This is a genomic window from Nocardia pseudovaccinii, assembly GCF_050942345.1.
Taxonomy (GTDB): Bacteria; Actinomycetota; Actinomycetes; order Mycobacteriales; family Mycobacteriaceae; genus Nocardia; species Nocardia pseudovaccinii.
This window is the reverse complement of record NZ_CP192074.1, coordinates 8,511,609-8,529,241: the sequence shown is the minus strand read 5'-3', so window position 1 is coordinate 8,529,241 and position 17,633 is coordinate 8,511,609. Positions and strand designations below refer to the sequence as shown.

General features: G+C 63.8%; 18 protein-coding genes and 1 rRNA gene. All 19 read left to right on the top strand.

Annotated elements, in window-relative coordinates; all coding sequences use genetic code 11:
- Positions 1-45: 45 nt before the first annotated feature.
- The 19 genes from ACQPZ2_RS38515 to ACQPZ2_RS38425 all read left to right on the top strand — a co-directional run bounded on the left by ACQPZ2_RS38515 (position 46) and on the right by ACQPZ2_RS38425 (position 17,495).
- Positions 46-168 carry a hypothetical protein gene (locus ACQPZ2_RS38515; protein ID WP_433522893.1) on the top strand — a complete coding sequence of 41 codons (123 nt, stop codon included), beginning with the start codon at positions 46-48 and terminating at the stop codon, positions 166-168.
- Between the two features lie 430 nt (positions 169-598).
- Positions 599-829, top strand: coding sequence for a 50S ribosomal protein L31 (gene rpmE / locus ACQPZ2_RS38510; RefSeq protein WP_062982643.1), 231 nt, complete (start codon positions 599-601; stop codon positions 827-829).
- A gap of 84 nt (positions 830-913) precedes the next feature.
- A complete protein-coding gene (gene prfA / locus ACQPZ2_RS38505) occupies positions 914-1,984 on the top strand; it encodes a peptide chain release factor 1 (RefSeq protein WP_433522892.1) in 1,071 nt (356 codons plus the stop codon).
- A 148-nt stretch (positions 1,985-2,132) separates the two neighbouring features.
- The gene (gene prmC, locus ACQPZ2_RS38500; protein ID WP_433522891.1) at positions 2,133-3,005 is read left to right on the top strand and encodes a peptide chain release factor N(5)-glutamine methyltransferase; all 873 of its coding nucleotides are present in this window, start codon (positions 2,133-2,135) and stop codon (positions 3,003-3,005) included.
- A gap of 72 nt (positions 3,006-3,077) precedes the next feature.
- Entirely contained in the window at positions 3,078-3,743 is a 666-nt protein-coding gene (locus tag ACQPZ2_RS38495) for an L-threonylcarbamoyladenylate synthase (RefSeq protein WP_433522890.1), read from the top strand.
- Between the two features lie 40 nt (positions 3,744-3,783).
- Positions 3,784-4,926, top strand: a complete 1,143-nt coding sequence (locus ACQPZ2_RS38490; protein WP_040687108.1) for a glycosyltransferase family 4 protein — start codon at positions 3,784-3,786, stop codon at positions 4,924-4,926.
- A gap of 26 nt (positions 4,927-4,952) precedes the next feature.
- The gene (locus ACQPZ2_RS38485; RefSeq protein WP_433522889.1) at positions 4,953-5,408 is read left to right on the top strand and encodes a hypothetical protein; all 456 of its coding nucleotides are present in this window, start codon (positions 4,953-4,955) and stop codon (positions 5,406-5,408) included.
- A gap of 243 nt (positions 5,409-5,651) precedes the next feature.
- Entirely contained in the window at positions 5,652-6,500 is an 849-nt protein-coding gene (atpB, locus tag ACQPZ2_RS38480) for a F0F1 ATP synthase subunit A (RefSeq protein ID WP_245721385.1), read from the top strand.
- 72 nt (positions 6,501-6,572) lie between these two features.
- Entirely contained in the window at positions 6,573-6,821 is a 249-nt protein-coding gene (locus ACQPZ2_RS38475; RefSeq protein WP_063047767.1) for an ATP synthase F0 subunit C, read from the top strand.
- Between the two features lie 7 nt (positions 6,822-6,828).
- Positions 6,829-7,389, top strand: coding sequence for a F0F1 ATP synthase subunit B (locus ACQPZ2_RS38470; RefSeq protein ID WP_364393234.1), 561 nt, complete (start codon positions 6,829-6,831; stop codon positions 7,387-7,389).
- 19 nt (positions 7,390-7,408) lie between these two features.
- A complete protein-coding gene (locus ACQPZ2_RS38465) occupies positions 7,409-8,215 on the top strand; it encodes a F0F1 ATP synthase subunit delta (protein WP_433522888.1) in 807 nt (268 codons plus the stop codon).
- Positions 8,216-8,264: 49 nt separating this feature from the next.
- Complete coding sequence (atpA, locus tag ACQPZ2_RS38460; protein WP_433522887.1) at positions 8,265-9,902, top strand: F0F1 ATP synthase subunit alpha; 1,638 nt, start codon at positions 8,265-8,267, stop codon at positions 9,900-9,902.
- A 56-nt stretch (positions 9,903-9,958) separates the two neighbouring features.
- Entirely contained in the window at positions 9,959-10,930 is a 972-nt protein-coding gene (locus ACQPZ2_RS38455; RefSeq protein WP_433522886.1) for a F0F1 ATP synthase subunit gamma, read from the top strand.
- An 18-nt stretch (positions 10,931-10,948) separates the two neighbouring features.
- Entirely contained in the window at positions 10,949-12,391 is a 1,443-nt protein-coding gene (atpD, locus tag ACQPZ2_RS38450) for a F0F1 ATP synthase subunit beta (RefSeq protein WP_063047772.1), read from the top strand.
- A 6-nt stretch (positions 12,392-12,397) separates the two neighbouring features.
- A complete protein-coding gene (locus ACQPZ2_RS38445; RefSeq protein ID WP_040687139.1) occupies positions 12,398-12,772 on the top strand; it encodes a F0F1 ATP synthase subunit epsilon in 375 nt (124 codons plus the stop codon).
- Between the two features lie 274 nt (positions 12,773-13,046).
- The gene (locus ACQPZ2_RS38440; RefSeq protein WP_040687141.1) at positions 13,047-13,469 is read left to right on the top strand and encodes a DUF2550 domain-containing protein; all 423 of its coding nucleotides are present in this window, start codon (positions 13,047-13,049) and stop codon (positions 13,467-13,469) included.
- Positions 13,470-13,478: 9 nt separating this feature from the next.
- Positions 13,479-14,060 (top strand): cob(I)yrinic acid a,c-diamide adenosyltransferase, encoded by a 582-nt coding sequence (locus ACQPZ2_RS38435; RefSeq protein WP_433522885.1) that lies wholly within the window; start codon positions 13,479-13,481, stop codon positions 14,058-14,060.
- 150 nt (positions 14,061-14,210) lie between these two features.
- Positions 14,211-15,470, top strand: coding sequence for a UDP-N-acetylglucosamine 1-carboxyvinyltransferase (gene murA, locus ACQPZ2_RS38430; protein ID WP_433522884.1), 1,260 nt, complete (start codon positions 14,211-14,213; stop codon positions 15,468-15,470).
- A gap of 506 nt (positions 15,471-15,976) precedes the next feature.
- Positions 15,977-17,495, top strand: a 16S ribosomal RNA gene (locus ACQPZ2_RS38425).
- Positions 17,496-17,633: the final 138 nt, after the last annotated feature.

Sequence of the window (17,633 nt, the reverse complement as noted above, 5' to 3'; positions counted from 1 at the left end):
GGGGAGCGTCCTTTCGGCGTTCTCGGGCTGAAGAACGCGAGACCTATGGCTGCCGCGCCCGCGATCATGAAGGCCAGGATGATCGCCGTTGTGGCGGCTGGAACACTGCCGTTCGCGGCGGTAGTCGCCGGGGCGAACTGTGCGGCAGTGGGCCTCGCGTACGCGTAGGTGTCCGGGCGATCCGGAGTGGTTGACCAGCCGCCCGCGACAGTGAGAATCAACGAAACGAAGACCGCCAGAGCAACGCGGCTGTTCACAGTGTTCTCCCTTCTGTCTCGGCACGCCGATGTGCATCAGGCCTTAAACTCTATGAACATTGGTGTTCGTATCCGCGAGTAGTTGACTACCTGTATTAAGGGTTCCGTAAGAACACGATCAACGCGTGCCAGTAGTTCAATTGGCAATGGGACTCGGGGACTACCTAGGGGGCGGGAACAAACCGGGGGTCTGGGGTGTTTTGGGAGCGTAACCACCGTTCTGGCATACTGAGCGGTCGTTGCGTCTGCTCCGATGAGCAGGCCTCCCGCCTAAGTCGGCTCCGGTTCACGTCCTCGCGATCTGCGCGGGCGACCCGGCGGCCAATATCGAGAGGACACCCATGAAGGCAGGAATTCACCCGGCGTATGTCGAGACCACGGTCGTCTGTGGTTGCGGCAACACCTTCCAGACTCGCAGCACCAAGGAGTCGGGACACATCACCGTCGAGGTCTGCTCGCAGTGCCACCCGTTCTACACCGGCAAGCAGAAGATCCTCGACACCGGTGGTCGCGTGGCCCGCTTCGAGGCTCGCTACGGCAAGCGTGCCGGCAAGAAGGCCGACGCAAAGTAGCTTCCCCGCCGACGCCCGGTCCTGCACTGCAGGCCGGGCGTCGGCGCTTTTGTGTGGCCAGTACGGATATTGAGAGGAAGCACCGTGACGCAACCGTCCGCGATCGATGACATTCTGGCCGAGCACGCGGGCCTGGAGACGCAGCTCGCCGATCCGGCGCTGCACAACGATCCGGGTGCCGCGCGCCGGGTCGGCAAGCGGTTCGCCGAGCTCGCCCCGATCATGGCCACCTACAACAAGCTGAAGTCCGCCCGCGACGATCTCGCCGCGGCGCAGGAACTCGCGGCCGACGACGCGTCCTTCGCCGCCGAGGTGCCGGGCCTGGAACAACAGGTCACCGAGTTGGAGCAGACACTCGCGGATCTGCTGGCCCCGCGCGACCCGCACGACGGCGACGATGTGGTGCTCGAGGTGAAATCCGGTGAGGGCGGTGAGGAATCGGCGCTGTTCGCCTCGGATCTGGCCCGCATGTACGTCCGCTATGCCGAGCGGCACGGCTGGAAGGTCGAGATTCTCGATGTGAACATCTCAGATCTGGGCGGCTACAAGGACGCGACCATCTCCATCAAGAGCCGCGACGCCGCGCGCGACGGTGTCTGGTCCCGCTTCAAATTCGAGGGCGGCGTGCACCGCGTCCAGCGGGTTCCGGTGACCGAATCGCAGGGTCGCATCCACACCTCGGCGGCCGGTGTACTGATCTATCCGGAGCCCGACGAGGTCGAAGAGGTGCAGATCGACGAATCGGATCTGCGCATCGACGTCTACCGCTCCTCCGGCAAGGGGGGCCAGGGCGTCAACACCACCGACTCCGCGGTCCGCATCACCCACCTGCCCTCGGGCATCGTCGTGACCTGCCAGAACGAGCGTTCTCAGCTGCAGAACAAGGCCCGCGCCATGCAGGTGCTCGCGGCTCGACTGCAGGCGCTCGCCGAGGAACAGGCCGATCAGGAAGCCGCCGCGGGTCGGGCCAGCCAGATCCGCACCGTGGACCGCTCCGAGCGCATCCGAACCTACAACTTCCCGGAAAACCGCATCACCGATCACCGCATCGGCTTCAAGGCGCACAACCTCGACGCCGTACTCGACGGTGATATGGACGCACTACTGGATGCCCTGGGTAAGGCGGACCGCGAAGCCCGAATGGCTGCGGAATAAATCGCGGTTGGACACCGTCCCGTCGCGTCGACTGATTTGGTATGAACATGGGCAACCGCTCGGGGACGCGACCCGGCAACCAACCGCTGGCGCGCGACGCCAGTGCGCACCTACAACCGGCAAGATACGCGGAGAGACGGACAAGCCCATGACGCGTGTGGCATTGCGCCCCGCCATAAACCAAGCGGTCGAAGCTCTCCGGGCGGCGGGCGTGCACAGTCCGCAGGCCGACGCCGAACATTTGGCCGCTCATCTGCTCGGTGTCGATCGGACCCGACTGGTGCTGTCCCCGCTGGTCGCGCCGGAACTGCTCGAGGACTATCGAGCCCTGGTGGACCGGCGCGCGCAGCGTATTCCGCTGCAGCACTTGACCGGCACCGCGGCGATCGGCGAAATCGAACTCGCGGTCGGTCCCGGCGTCTTCGTGCCCCGTCCCGAGACCGAGCTGCTGTTCGCCTGGGCATTGGCGCAATTGGAGGCGCTGCCGCACGATCACACACCAGTCGTCGTCGATCTGTGCACCGGTTCCGGTGCGCTGGCACTTGCCATTGCCCAGGCCCGCCCGGATGCGGACGTGCACGCGATCGAAATCGATCCCGCGGCCCTGCAGTGGGCGCGGCGCAATGCCGATCTGCGCATTGCCGAGGGCGACACCCCGATCACCCTGTACGCCGACGATGTCACCGATCCGAATCTGCTCACCGAATTGAACGGTGTGGTCGATCTCGTCGTCGCCAATCCGCCGTACATTCCCGAAGGCGCCGACCTCGATCCCGAGGTCGCCGATCACGATCCGCATCTGGCCCTCTTCGGCGGTCCGGACGGACTGGACGTCATCCGCCGGATGACCCCCACCGTCACCCGCCTGCTGCGCTCCGGCGGCTCCTGCGCCGTCGAACACGACGACACCAACGGCTCCGATCTCGCCGCTCTGCTGGCCGAACATGATGACTTCACCGACATCGTCGAGCATCCGGACCTCGCGGGTAAGCCCCGCTTCGTCGCCGCGACTCGTGCTTGACCCGGCGACCATCGGATCGAACCAACCCCGCCGATGGTGGCATCGAGTGGCACGCGTGACAGGATGGTGGCCGTGAGTACCGTCTACGACTGCGCGGATCCCGACTCGCGCGCCGCCGGACTGACCGCGGCCACCAGCGCCCTGAAATCCGGCCGGCTGGTCGTACTGCCGACCGATACCTTGTACGGCCTGGCCGCGGACGCGTTCGATTCCACCGCGGTGAGCGATCTGCTCGCCGCCAAGCGGCGTGGTCGCGATATGCCGGTGCCGGTGCTGGTCGGCTCCTGGCACACCATCGACGGTCTGGTGTTCTCGGTGCGCCCGCAGGCCCGCGACCTGATCCGGGCATTCTGGCCCGGTGGGTTGAGTCTTGTTGTGCAGCAGGCGCCTTCGCTCGCCTGGGACCTCGGTGACACCCGTGGCACGGTCATGCTGCGGATGCCGCTGCACCCGGTCGCGCTGGAACTGCTGCGCGAGGTCGGCCCGCTTGCGGTCTCCAGCGCCAATGTCTCCGGACAGCCACCCGCCAAGACCGCCGCCGAGGCGCGCGATCAGCTCGGTGATCTGGTCGGCGTCTATCTCGACGGCGGCCCGGCCGAACATGCGATCGCGTCCACCATCGTCGACCTCACCGCCGATCAGCCGCGGATCCTGCGCGCGGGCGCGGTTCCGGTCGGCGATATCGCCGATGTGCTCGGAATGTCCCCGGAGGCGCTGACCAGCGTCGCGACGCGGTGACCTCGGGACGCAGTGATCAGATGGCGGATCAGATAAACGGATGATCGGTTCGGGTGCGGTAGTTCCTTTGCGCGAGCTGCTGCTCGTGCTTCTCATCTCGGGCACGGTGACCTTCCTGGCCACCGGCGGAATTCGGGTGCTCGCCATCGCCTTCGGCGCGGTGGCTGTGCCGCGCGAGCGCGATGTGCACGTCAAACCGATTCCGCGAATGGGCGGCGTCGGCATGTACGTCGGGGTGGTCGCCGCGGTGCTGTTCGCGCACCAATTGCCCGCGCTGCGAAGGGGGTTCGATTACGCGCCGGATATCCCGGCGGTGCTGGTGGCGGCCACGCTCATCGTGCTCGTCGGCATTGTCGACGACCGCTGGGGCCTGGACGCGCTGACCAAATTCGCGGGTCAGGTGACCGCCGCCGGTGTGATGGCGGTGATGGGCCTGAGCTGGTACGTCATCTACAACCCGTTCAACGACACGACAGTGGTGCTGGACGCGCTGCAGGGCGGCCTGGTCACGGTCGGCATCACGGTGACGCTGGTCAACGCGATGAATTTCGTCGACGGTCTCGACGGCCTCGCGGCCGGATTGGGTCTGATCTGCGCGGGTGCGGTCTTCGTATTCACCGTCGGCCTGCTCTACAGCCAGGGCGGTTCGGTCGACACATATCCGCCTGCCCTGCTCGCCGCCGCGCTCGCGGGCGCCTGCATGGGATTTCTGCCACACAACTTTTCGCCCGCCCGGATATTCATGGGTGATTCCGGTTCGATGTTGATCGGGCTCATGTTGGCCGCGGTGTCGACGGGTGCCTCGGGCCGAATCAATTTGGCGGGCTACGGACCTCGCGACATCGTCGGTCTGCTTTCGCCGCTGCTGCTCGTCGGCGCGGTGATGTTCATTCCGGTATTGGATCTGCTGTTGGCGATCGTGCGCCGGGTCCGGGCCGGTGTGAGTTTCTCGACACCGGACAAAATGCACTTGCATCACCGGCTGTTGCAGATCGGACATTCGCACCGTCGCGTTGTGCTGGTGATCTATTTGTGGGTCGGTGTGCTCGCCTTCGGCGCCGTCGGCACTTCGCTGATCCATGACCGCCGGATTGTGGTGTTGATGATGGCGGGCGGGCTGGTTTTCGCGCTGGTGGTGACCGCCATACCGGGCCTGCGGCGCAAGGAGCCCGCGGATTCGTAAAGCAAGGCCCAGGTAAAGTTCGGGTCGTGAGTCTTACTAACCCTGCCCCCGGTCCTGACGCCCCGCTGAAGGCGGCGCTGCGCTACGGCGTGATCGGTTTGGCTGTGTTGGTAGTGGTTTCGGTGGCCATCGCCTCGGCCGTCGCGGGCCTGTCCGGGCTCTGGGGCGCACTGCTCGGCGCGGCCATCGGCGGCGGCTTCATTCTCACCACCGCGGCCGTCGTGCTGTTCGGCGCGAAGCTGCCTGCGAGCACCGCGGGCCTGGTCATGCTGGTGAGTTGGGTGGGCAAGCTGCTGGTCGCGATGATCGTGATCGCGGTGCTGCAGCGGTTCGACTTCTACGACCGGATGGCACTGTTCCTGACCGTGGTCGGGTCCTTGCTCATCGTGCTCGGCGCGGAGACGTATGGCGTTCTGCGGCAGAAGGTTCCGTACGTAAACGTACCGACCGGTGAGTCCGATTTGCCCTCTGCGCAGCAATAATCGCCCCCACCTACACGCTGTCGTAGATAACTTGGTAAAGTGTTGGTAAGCAAGCGACCAAGCAAGGGGGGATCACCGAGATCCCGCCGACTGCCGCTATGCTTACTGCCGTGCCGGGCTCCGAGGGGTTCCGGTTCTGCATGTCGACGAATGTCGCCGACACTACGTACAGACGCCCGGGCGGGATGCCGCACAGCTGCTGACGAATTTCGAGCCGACCTGAGTCGACCCAATTGATCGTCAATGTCCGATCGAACCGCGGGAATGACCGTACCCGCGGCCCGAACACGGGAGAGAACGCTGAGCGTCACCACTTTGGCGGGCGAGTTCCACGCGCCATCGCTGTCCGACTTCTTCCCTCCAGCAGTGCTGTTCGAGGGTACGCCGTTCGAACTCGACCGTTTGATGCTGATCCGGCTGCTGATGACCGCCGTATTGGTGCTCGTCATGGTGCTGGCATTCCGCAATCCTCGCATCGTCCCGCGTGGTCTGCAGAACATCGCCGAAACCGGTTTGGTCTTCGTCAAGGATCAGATCTGTGACGAAGTGCTCGGCAAGGAATCCGGTCGCAAGTACTTCCCATTGATCGCGACGATCTTCTTCGCGGTTCTCTTTCTCAACTTCTCCGGCATCATTCCGGGGCTGAACATCTCGTCGAACGCCCGAATCGGCATGCCGCTGGTGCTGGCCCTCATCGCGTACCTCGCGTTCAACTTCGTGGGTATCAAGAAGTACGGGTTCGTCACCTACATGCGCAGCAGCATCGTCGTTCCGAATGTTCCGCCCGCATTGCACGTGTTGCTGATTCCGATCGAGTTCGTCTCGACGTTCATCCTGCGTCCGTTCACGCTGACCGTCCGACTCATGGCGAATATGCTGGCCGGCCACATCATGCTGGTGCTGTTCTTCAGCGCCACCTGGTTCTTCCTGTTCGATGCCGCGGCCTGGATGAAGGTGTTCTCGCCGTTCTCGCTGCTGGCCGGACTCGGGTTCACGCTGTTCGAAATGTTGGTCATCTTCCTGCAGGCCTACGTTTTCGCGCTGCTGACCGCCGTTTACATCGGACTCGCACAACACGCCGATTCGCACTGACCACACAACTACCGGATATCTGCTGCACCACGCCGACCGGCGGGTGAGCAAAAGAAAGGGAATGGAAGACTCATGAGCCTCGCGTACCTGGCCCAGGAAGCCGCCACCACCACCGAGAAGTTCAAGGGCTTCGGCGCCATCGGCTACGGTCTCGCCGCCATCGGCCCCGGCATCGGCGTCGGCATCGTGGTCGGTAAGGCCATCGAGGGCATCGCCCGGCAGCCCGAGCTCCAGGGCACCATCCGCACCAACATGTTCCTCGGTATCGCGTTCACCGAGGCCCTCGCCCTGATCGGCCTTGTGGCCGGCTTCATCTTCTGAGATTGCTATGAGCACGCTTTCTATGCTCGCGGCGGAGACAGGGGAGGACATCAATCCCCTCATCCCCGAGACCTACGACATCGTCTGGTCGGTGGTCTGCATTGCGATCGTCGGCGCCATTTTCTACAAGTACGTCATCCCCCGCCTTATCAAGGTGTTGGATGAACGTGCGGACAAGATCGAGGGTGGAATCCAGCGGGCCGAGGCCGCGCAGGAAGAAGCCCAGCTGACGCTGCAGCAGTACCAGCAGCAGTTGGCTGACGCTCGGCTCGAGGCCGCGCGCATCCGTGAGGACGCACGCACCCAGGGCCAGCAGATCCTCGCGCAGATGCGCGCGGAAGCACAGGCCGAAAGCGACCGCATCGTCGCTGCCGGTCACAGCCAGCTGGAAGCACAGCGCCAGCAGATCCTGACCGAGCTGCGCGCCGAAGTCGGCAAAACTGCCGTCGATTTGGCCGAAAAGATTATCGGACAGTCGGTTTCGGACGAAGCTAAGCAAGCGGCATCGATCGACCGGTTCCTGTCCGAACTCGATCAGTCGGATGCCGGCATCGGGGTCGGAAGGTAGCGACGCGAAAGTGAGAAGCATGTACGCAGCGAGCCGCGAGGCAAGCTCCCGGGCACGGGAGGCACTTCGGGCCGCTCTGACCGGAAGCGACAGTGTTGCGGCCACGACGGGGTCGGAACTGTTCGCCGTTGTCGCCGTGCTGGATGACCAGCGTTCGCTGCGTGTTGCGCTCGCGGACGTGTCGGTGGCCGGCTCGGCACGCGCCGAACTCAGCGAGCGGGTCTTCAGCGGCAAGGTCAGCCCCGCCACCCTGGCGGTGCTGACCACCGCGGTGGCCCAGAACTGGTCGCGCACCGCCGATTTGGTCGACACCCTGGTGTTGCTCGGCCAGGAGGCGTTGCTGGAGTCCGCCGCCGACAGCGGACGACTCGGGGCGGTCGAGGACGAATTGTTCCGGCTCGGCCGGATCATCGGCGACAATCCCGAACTGGAGCAGGCACTTTCGGATCGTGCGAAGCCCGCAGCGGCCAAGCGCGAACTGATCGACCGGCTGCTCGCGGGCAAGACCGAGACCATCACCCAGACCCTGGCGGATCAGGTGGTCACCCGGTCGACGAATATCGGCGGCGCGTTCGGCGAGCTGTCCGATCTCGCGGCCGCGCGGCGCGATCAGATCGTCGCGCATGTGCGTGCCGCGGTCGCGCTGACCGACCAGCAGCGCGACCACCTCGGGGCGTCGTTGCAGCGCATCTACGGCAAGCCGGTCACGGTGCACGTGCAGGTCGATCCGAGTCTGCTGACCGGCGTCGTGGTGCAGGTCGGCGACGACCTGATCGACGGCAGCGCCACCGGCCGCTTGGAACGGCTGCGTCGGGCTCTGGCCTGACGACCCACCTCCCCCGACATCCAGACCAGACAGCGAGAGCAGGAAGACTATGGCGGAGCTGACGATCTCCACCGATGAGATCCGTAGCGCGATCGAGAGCTACACCCAGAGCTATACCCCGGAAACCTCCATCGAAGAAGTCGGTGTTGTCACCGACTGCAGTGACGGCATCGCGCACGTCAGCGGCCTGCCCTCGGCGATGGCCAATGAGCTGCTCGAGTTCCCGGGTGGTGTGCTCGGCGTCGCGCTGAACCTCGAGGACCGCGAGATCGGTGCGGTTATCCTCGGCGAGTTCGCGGAAATCGAAGAGGGCCAGCAGGTTCGCCGCACCGGCGACGTGCTCTCGGTCCCCGTCGGTGACAAGTTCCTCGGCCGCGTGGTCAACCCGCTCGGCCAGCCGATCGACGGCCTCGGCGAGATCGAGGCCGAAGAGCAGCGCGTGCTGGAGCTGCAGGCCGCGACCGTGCTGCAGCGTCAGCCGGTCGAGGAGCCGCTGGCCACCGGCATCACCGCCATCGACGCCCTGACCGCCATCGGTCGCGGTCAGCGTCAGCTGATCATCGGCGACCGCAAGACCGGTAAGACCGCGGTCTGCATCGACGCGATCCTGGCGCAGAAGGCGAACTGGGAGACCGGCGACCCGACCAAGCAGGTTCGCTGCATCTACGTCGCGATCGGCCAGAAGGGTTCCACCATCGCGGGCGTGAAGACCGCGCTGGAATCGCACGGTGCGATGGAGTACACCACCATCGTCGCGGCCCCCGCCTCGGACTCGGCCGGCTTCAAATGGCTTGCGCCCTACACCGGTTCGGCGATCGGCCAGCACTGGATGTACCAGGGCAAGCACGTCCTGATCGTGTTCGACGACCTGACCAAGCAGGCCGAGGCGTACCGCGCCATCTCGCTGCTGCTGCGTCGTCCGCCGGGCCGCGAGGCGTACCCGGGTGACGTCTTCTACCTGCACTCGCGTCTGCTGGAGCGTTGCGCGAAGCTGTCCGACGAGATGGGCGCCGGCTCGATGACGGGTCTGCCGATCATCGAGACCAAGGCCAACGACATCTCGGCGTTCATCCCGACCAACGTCATCTCCATCACCGACGGCCAGGTCTTCCTCGAGTCCGACCTGTTCAACAAGGGTGTCCGTCCGGCGATCAACGTCGGTACCTCGGTCTCCCGTGTCGGTGGCGCCGCCCAGACCAAGGGCATGAAGAAGGTCGCCGGTTCGCTGCGTCTGGAAATGGCGCAGTACCGCGAGCTGGAGGCGTTCTCCGCGTTCGCCTCCGACCTCGACGCCGCCTCGCTCGCACAGCTCGAGCGCGGTGCCCGCTGGGTCGAATTGCTCAAGCAGGACCAGTACTCGCCGGTTCCGGTCGAGGACCAGATCGTCTCGATCTTCCTGGTCGACGCCGGCTACTTCGACTCGGTTCCGGTTGCCGACATCCGTCGCTTCAACGTGGAACTGCTCGAGGATCTGCACCGCAGCGCGGCCGACGCCTTCAAGTCGATCCAGGGCGGCAAGGTCCTCGACAACGAGAACGGCGACGCCATCAAGGCGGCCACCGACAAGTTCAAGCAGGGCTTCCTCGCTTCCGACGGCTCGCGCGTCGTGAACGAGGCTGCCGCCGGTGAGCTCGACCACGAAGAGGTCGAATCGCTGTCGGTGACCCGCAAGCACGTCGAGAAGTAATCGAGCCCGCTGATGCGTTATTCGATTCTGGCGAATGAAGGGAGTGTGAACCGCTGATGGCAAGCTTGCGTGAATTGCGCTCCCGCATTCGTGGTGTGAGTTCGATCAAGAAGATCACCAAGGCCCAGGAGCTGATCGCGACCTCGCGAATCTCCAAGGCCCAGGCCAGGGTTGCGGCCGCGAAGCCGTTCGCCGAGGAGATCACCAAGGTCCTCGGCGAACTGGCGAGTGCGTCGACGAATCTGTCGCACCCGCTGCTGACCGAGCGGGCCAACCCGCGCCGCGCCGCCATCCTGGTGATCACCAGTGACAGTGGCATGTGCGGTGGCTACAACTCCAACGTGCTCAAGCGCGCCGAGGAGCTCATGGTCACCCTGCGTGGCGAGGGCAAGGAGCCGGTGCTGTACGTGATGGGCAATAAGGGCCTCACGTACTACACCTTCCGGAATCGGCCGGTGGTCAACGCGTGGACCGGGTTCTCCCAGCAGCCGAAGTACAACGATGCCACGGCCGCGTGCCACCACCTGGTGGACGCGTTCATGGCGGGCTCCGAGGCCGAGGTTCCGGCCCCGAACGGGGTGGGCAATATCGAGGGCGTCGACGAGTTGCACATCGTGTACACCCGTTTCGTCTCGATGCTGACCCAGACCCCCGAGGTGCGTCGCCTGGCGCCGATCCAGGTCAGCTATGTCGACGAAGACTACGACATGGGTGAGGACAGCTTCACCGACTCGCCGACCGCGGAACTCACCGCGCAGTACGAGTTCGAGCCCGATGCCGATGTGCTGCTGGCGGCGCTGCTGCCCAAGTACATCAACACGCGCATCTACTCATCGTTGCTCGAGGCAGCGGCATCCGAGTCCGCGGCTCGGCGCACCGCAATGAAGGCAGCCACCGACAACGCCAACGAACTGGCCAATGTGCTTACCCGGCAGGCGAATTCGGTGCGGCAGGCCCAGATCACGCAGGAAATCAGCGAAATCGTCGGCGGCGTGAACGCGCTGGCTTCGAGCTCGGACCGCGACTAAAGGCGCAGGAAGAGAAAAATGACCGCAGCAGTCACACAAGAGAGCCGGACCGGCGCGAAAACAGGTCGCGTCGTCCGCGTCATCGGCCCCGTCGTGGACGTCGAGTTCCCGCGGGGTTCCATCCCTGAGCTGTTCAACGCTCTGCACGCCGAGATCACCCTGACCTCGGTGGCCAAGACCCTGACCCTCGAGGTCGCCCAGCACCTCGGTGACAACATCGTGCGCACCATCTCGATGCAGCCCACGGACGGTCTGGTCCGTGGCGCCACCGTCACCGACACCGGCAAGCCGATCTCGGTGCCCGTCGGCGACATCACCAAGGGCCACGTGTTCAACGCCCTCGGCGACTGCCTCGACACCCCGGGTCTCGGCCGCGACGGCGAGCAGTGGGGCATCCACCGCAAGCCTCCGTCATTCGACCAGCTCGAGGGTAAGACCGAGATCCTGGAGACGGGCATCAAGGTCATCGACCTGCTGACCCCGTACGTGAAGGGCGGCAAGATCGGTCTGTTCGGTGGTGCCGGTGTCGGCAAGACCGTTCTGATCCAGGAGATGATCACCCGTATCGCGCGGGAGTTCTCCGGCACCTCGGTGTTCGCGGGCGTCGGTGAGCGCACCCGTGAGGGCACCGACCTGCACCTGGAAATGGAAGAGATGGGCGTCCTGCAGGACACCGCCCTCGTCTTCGGCCAGATGGACGAGCCGCCGGGCACTCGTATGCGCGTCGCGCTCTCGGCTCTGACCATGGCTGAGTACTTTCGTGACGTGCAGCACCAGGACGTGCTGCTGTTCATCGACAACATCTTCCGGTTCACCCAGGCCGGTTCCGAGGTGTCGACCCTGCTCGGCCGCATGCCTTCGGCCGTCGGTTACCAGCCAACGCTGGCCGACGAGATGGGTGAGCTGCAGGAGCGCATCACCTCGACCCGTGGTCGGTCCATCACCTCGCTGCAGGCCATCTACGTGCCCGCCGACGACTACACCGACCCGGCCCCGGCGACCACCTTCGCCCACCTCGATGCGACGACCGAGCTCTCCCGCCCGATCTCGCAGAAGGGCATCTACCCGGCCGTCGACCCGCTGACCTCGACCTCCCGCATCCTGGAGGCCTCGATCGTCGGTGCGGAGCACTTCCGGGTCGCCAACGAGGTGAAGCGGATCCTGCAGAAGTACAAGGAACTGCAGGACATCATCGCCATCCTCGGCATGGACGAGCTCTCCGAAGAGGACAAGGTCCTCGTCGGCCGGGCCCGTCGTCTGGAGAAGTTCCTCGGCCAGAACTTCATCGTGGCCGAGAAGTTCACCGGCCAGCCGGGCTCCGTGGTGCCGCTGACCGACACCATCGAGGCGTTCGACCGCGTCTGCAAGGGCGAGTTCGACCACTTCCCGGAGCAGGCGTTCAACTCCTGCGGTGGTCTCGACGACGTCGAGGCGGCCGCGAAGAAGATCGCCGGAAAGTAGTCACCCATGGCGGAGATGTCAGTTGATCTGGTCGCCGTCGAACGTTTGCTCTGGTCCGGCCAGGCGACGTTCGTCAGCGCGCAGACCACCGAAGGTCAGATCGGCATCATGGCGGGTCACGAGCCGCTGCTCGGCCAGCTGGTCGAGGGCGGCATCGTGAGCATCGTGCCCACCGAGGGTGAGCGGATCACCGCGGCGGTGCACGGCGGGTTCTTCTCGGTGACCGCGACCTCGGTCCGGGTGCTGGCCGAATCCGCGGAGTTCGCCGATGAGATCGACGTCGAGGCGGCCCGTCGGGTGCTGGCCGACGCCGATGCCTCCGAGGAAGCGAAGATCGCGGCCCAGGGCCAGGTGCGCGCGGTCGAAGAGGCGAAGGCGTAGTACCGCACCAGGATTGGGTACGACCCGATAGCACGGCGCTGTCGGCGGCGAAGGTATTCGCCGCCGACAGCGCCGTTTCCGGATTCGAATGTTCAAAGACAAGGCCCGGCCATTTGTAAACTCGGGGCCGTGGTTGAATGGCCGCACGCGGTGTGAGCATCAGGCCCGGAGGCGGTAGCCTGCGTGGCCACGGAGGGCCTGCGAATACCGCAATCGAATACCGTGTCGTCGACACGGCGGCGGAACGAAGGGACGAACGGCATTGCAGACCGGGATGGTTCTCCTGATCATTCTGGTGCTCACGCTCGTTCTGTTGGCGTTGGCCTCCACCTACCGGCTGATCATGTTGCGCCGCGGCGGCACCGCCGCGATTCTGCGGGTGCTGCCCGCGCGCGGCGGTCAGGGGTGGCGGCACGGCCTGATTCGATATGACGAGGATCGCCTTGTCTTCTACAAGCTCTCCAGCCTGAAACTGGGCCCCGACTCCACCATTCGACGCCAGGGCATCGAGATCGGTGATCGGCGCGGCCCGCGTGGCGACGAATACGACATCATGACCGACGAGATCGCGGTGACCGCGGTTTCCGATAATGACGGTAATTACGAATTGGCCCTGGATCGCGGCTCACTGGCCGCCTTCCTCTCCTGGGTCGAATCCCGGCCCTCGGATCGCACCCGTCGGCTGCCCGGACTCTAGGCTGAACTCGTGAATGTGCACCTGACGCGGATCTATACGCGGACCGGCGACGACGGAACGACCGGTCTCAGCGATTTTTCGCGGGTGGTCAAAACAGATCCGCGTCTGGTCGCCTATGCCGACTGTGACGAAACGAACGCCGCTATCGGTGTAGCCGTCGCGCTCGGTGACCCTGGCCCGGAGTTGCTGAGGGTATTGCGCCAGGTGCAGAACGATCTGTTCGATGCGGGCGCGGATCTTTCGACCCCGGTGGTCGAGGAGCCGAAGTATCCGCCGCTGCGCATCACCCAGCCCTATATCGACCGCCTCGAAGCCTGGTGCGATGAATTCAATGCCGATCTGCCCGCACTGAATTCGTTCATTCTGCCCGGCGGTACGCCGCTCGCCGCCCTGCTGCACACTGCTCGAACGGTGGCGCGGCGGGCGGAGCGTTCGGCATGGGCCGCGGTGCAGGCGCATCCGGACGATACGAATATCCTTCCGGCCAAGTACCTGAACCGCCTCTCCGACCTGCTGTTCATCCTCAGCCGTGTCGCCAACCCGGGCGGTGACGTGTTGTGGAAGCCTGGTGGCGAACAAGGTGGTTCGTGAACTGTCCGATCCGCACCGACACGCGCAAAAGTTGCTGGACACCCCGAAAGTCGTCCCAGCTACCTGGATATAACCCCGGCACTGCTACCACCGGCCCGCAACGCAACTATCCTTTGCACCAACAGTGCGCCGAATACGCGGAGAGGCGGCATGGAACGGTTTTTGGTTACTGGCGGGAATCGACTCGTCGGTGAGGTCACGGTCGGGGGTGCGAAGAACAGCGTCCTCAAGTTGATGGCGGCTGCATTGCTGGCCGAAGGCACGACCACCATTACGAACTGCCCGGACATCCTCGATGTTCCGTTGATGGGTGATGTGCTGCGCGGCCTCGGCTGCGACGTCACGATCGACGGGTCGGTCGTCACGATCAACACGCCTGCGGAGCCCAAATACCACGCGGATTTTCCGGCGGTGACGCAGTTCCGTGCCTCGGTTTGTGTGCTCGGTCCGCTGATGGCGCGGTGTAAGCGCGCTGTTGTCGCACTGCCCGGTGGTGACGCGATCGGTTCGCGGCCATTGGATATGCATCAGGCGGGTCTGCGTCTGCTCGGCGCGACCAGCGAAATCGAGCACGGTTGTGTAGTGGCGCGCGCCGAAGAACTTCAGGGTGCGCGGATCAGGCTGGACTTTCCCTCGGTGGGCGCTACCGAAAACATCCTCATGGCGGCCGTGCTGGCCGAGGGGGAGACGGTCATCGATAACGCGGCCCGTGAACCCGACATCGTCGATCTGTGCAACATGCTCGTTCGGATGGGCGCGCGGATCAGCGGCGCGGGTACCTCGGTGCTCACCATTCAGGGTGTCGAGCGGCTCGAGCCGACGACGCACCAGGTGATCGGCGACCGGATCGTGGCCGCGACTTGGGGGATTGCCGCGGTGATGACCATGGGCGATGTCCGGGTCACCGGTGTGAACCCCAAGCATCTGTCCCTCGTACTGGACAAGCTGCGCTCGGCCGGTGCGCGTATTTCGTTCGAACCGGATGGTTTCCGGGTTATCCAGGCCGATCGGCCGCGCGCGGTGAATTTCTCGACGTTGCCTTTCCCCGGATTCCCGACCGATCTACAGCCGATGGCCATCGGTCTGGCGGCAATTGCGGACGGCACCTCGATGATCACCGAGAACATCTTCGAGGCGCGGTTCCGTTTCGTGGAGGAGATGATCCGGCTGGGCGCCGACGCGCGGACCGATGGACATCACGCGGTGGTGCGTGGAATTCCGCGGCTGTCGAGCGCGCCGGTGTGGTCGTCGGATATTCGGGCCGGCGCTGGTTTGGTACTTGCCGGTCTGGTTGCCGATGGCACCACCGAGGTGCACGACGTCTTCCATATCGACCGCGGCTACCCGAATTTCGTCGAGCAGCTGCAGGCGTTGGGTGGTCAGGTGGAGCGAGTCGGCGCCGCGGATTGATCATGTGAACGGAAGGCGACGATCACCTCTTGCTGAAAACCGTTCCTGACCAGGCGATTTGACATCGTGCACACCGACACGTAACTTTATTCGAGTCAGAGCGACACGGACACCGACCCGGGGCCCGACGCGCTGAGCCGAAAGGCTGGGCGAAGGACCAGGGAAACGAGGTAGGACGTTGAGCGCCTGACGATCACACTAGCTCGAACGAGACCCCGATTTTGAATCGAGTTCCCGGCTGAGCTAAGCTGGATAAGTTGCCTCACCGATCGACCGGGATCAAACCCGCTAGATGGTGTGTGCGTGTGTTCTTTGAGAACTCAATAGTGTGTCGATGAATGTCAGTGCCAATTATTTATTGGTTCCGGTCCTTTCATACCCCCGTGTGGTGAGGGCTGGACATTTAGTCAGCAAATTTTTTTGCTGGCGTTTGATTTTGCCAAGGTTTTCGGACTCTGGTTAATTCTTCTGATTGCGCCTCTTTTTTGGGGTGTGGTTGAGAGTCTTCAACGGAGAGTTTGATCCTGGCTCAGGACGAACGCTGGCGGCGTGCTTAACACATGCAAGTCGAGCGGTAAGGCCCTTCGGGGTACACGAGCGGCGAACGGGTGAGTAACACGTGGGTGATCTGCCCTGTACTTCGGGATAAGCCTGGGAAACTGGGTCTAATACCGGATATGACCATGGGATGCATGTCTTGTGGTGGAAAGATTTATCGGTGCAGGATGGGCCCGCGGCCTATCAGCTTGTTGGTGGGGTAATGGCCTACCAAGGCGACGACGGGTAGCCGACCTGAGAGGGTGACCGGCCACACTGGGACTGAGACACGGCCCAGACTCCTACGGGAGGCAGCAGTGGGGAATATTGCACAATGGGCGGAAGCCTGATGCAGCGACGCCGCGTGAGGGATGACGGCCTTCGGGTTGTAAACCTCTTTCGACAGGGACGAAGCGTGAGTGACGGTACCTGTAGAAGAAGCACCGGCCAACTACGTGCCAGCAGCCGCGGTAATACGTAGGGTGCGAGCGTTGTCCGGAATTACTGGGCGTAAAGAGCTTGTAGGCGGTTCGTCGCGTCGATCGTGAAAACCTACCGCTCAACGGTGGGCTTGCGGTCGATACGGGCGGACTAGAGTACTTCAGGGGAGACTGGAATTCCTGGTGTAGCGGTGAAATGCGCAGATATCAGGAGGAACACCGGTGGCGAAGGCGGGTCTCTGGGAAGTAACTGACGCTGAGAAGCGAAAGCGTGGGTAGCGAACAGGATTAGATACCCTGGTAGTCCACGCCGTAAACGGTGGGTACTAGGTGTGGGTTTCCTTCCACGGGATCCGTGCCGTAGCTAACGCATTAAGTACCCCGCCTGGGGAGTACGGCCGCAAGGCTAAAACTCAAAGGAATTGACGGGGGCCCGCACAAGCGGCGGAGCATGTGGATTAATTCGATGCAACGCGAAGAACCTTACCTGGGTTTGACATACACCAGAAACACCTAGAGATAGGTGCCCCCTTGTGGTTGGTGTACAGGTGGTGCATGGCTGTCGTCAGCTCGTGTCGTGAGATGTTGGGTTAAGTCCCGCAACGAGCGCAACCCTTATCTTATGTTGCCAGCGCGTTATGGCGGGGACTCGTGAGAGACTGCCGGGGTCAACTCGGAGGAAGGTGGGGACGACGTCAAGTCATCATGCCCCTTATGTCCAGGGCTTCACACATGCTACAATGGCCGGTACAGAGGGCTGCGATACCGTGAGGTGGAGCGAATCCCTTAAAGCCGGTCTCAGTTCGGATCGGGGTCTGCAACTCGACCCCGTGAAGTTGGAGTCGCTAGTAATCGCAGATCAGCAACGCTGCGGTGAATACGTTCCCGGGCCTTGTACACACCGCCCGTCACGTCATGAAAGTCGGTAACACCCGAAGCCGGTGGCCTAACCCCTTGTGGGAGGGAGCCGTCGAAGGTGGGATTGGCGATTGGGACGAAGTCGTAACAAGGTAGCCGTACCGGAAGGTGCGGCTGGATCACCTCCTTTCTAAGGAGCACTTCTGCACGGCACCCCGAAGAGTCGGGGATGGTAAACGCTGGTGCCAGAGACCGTTTCGGAAACATATGTTTTCCGGCGGATGCTCATGGGTGGAACGCTGACAGGTTCATCGCATCAGATCGGAGC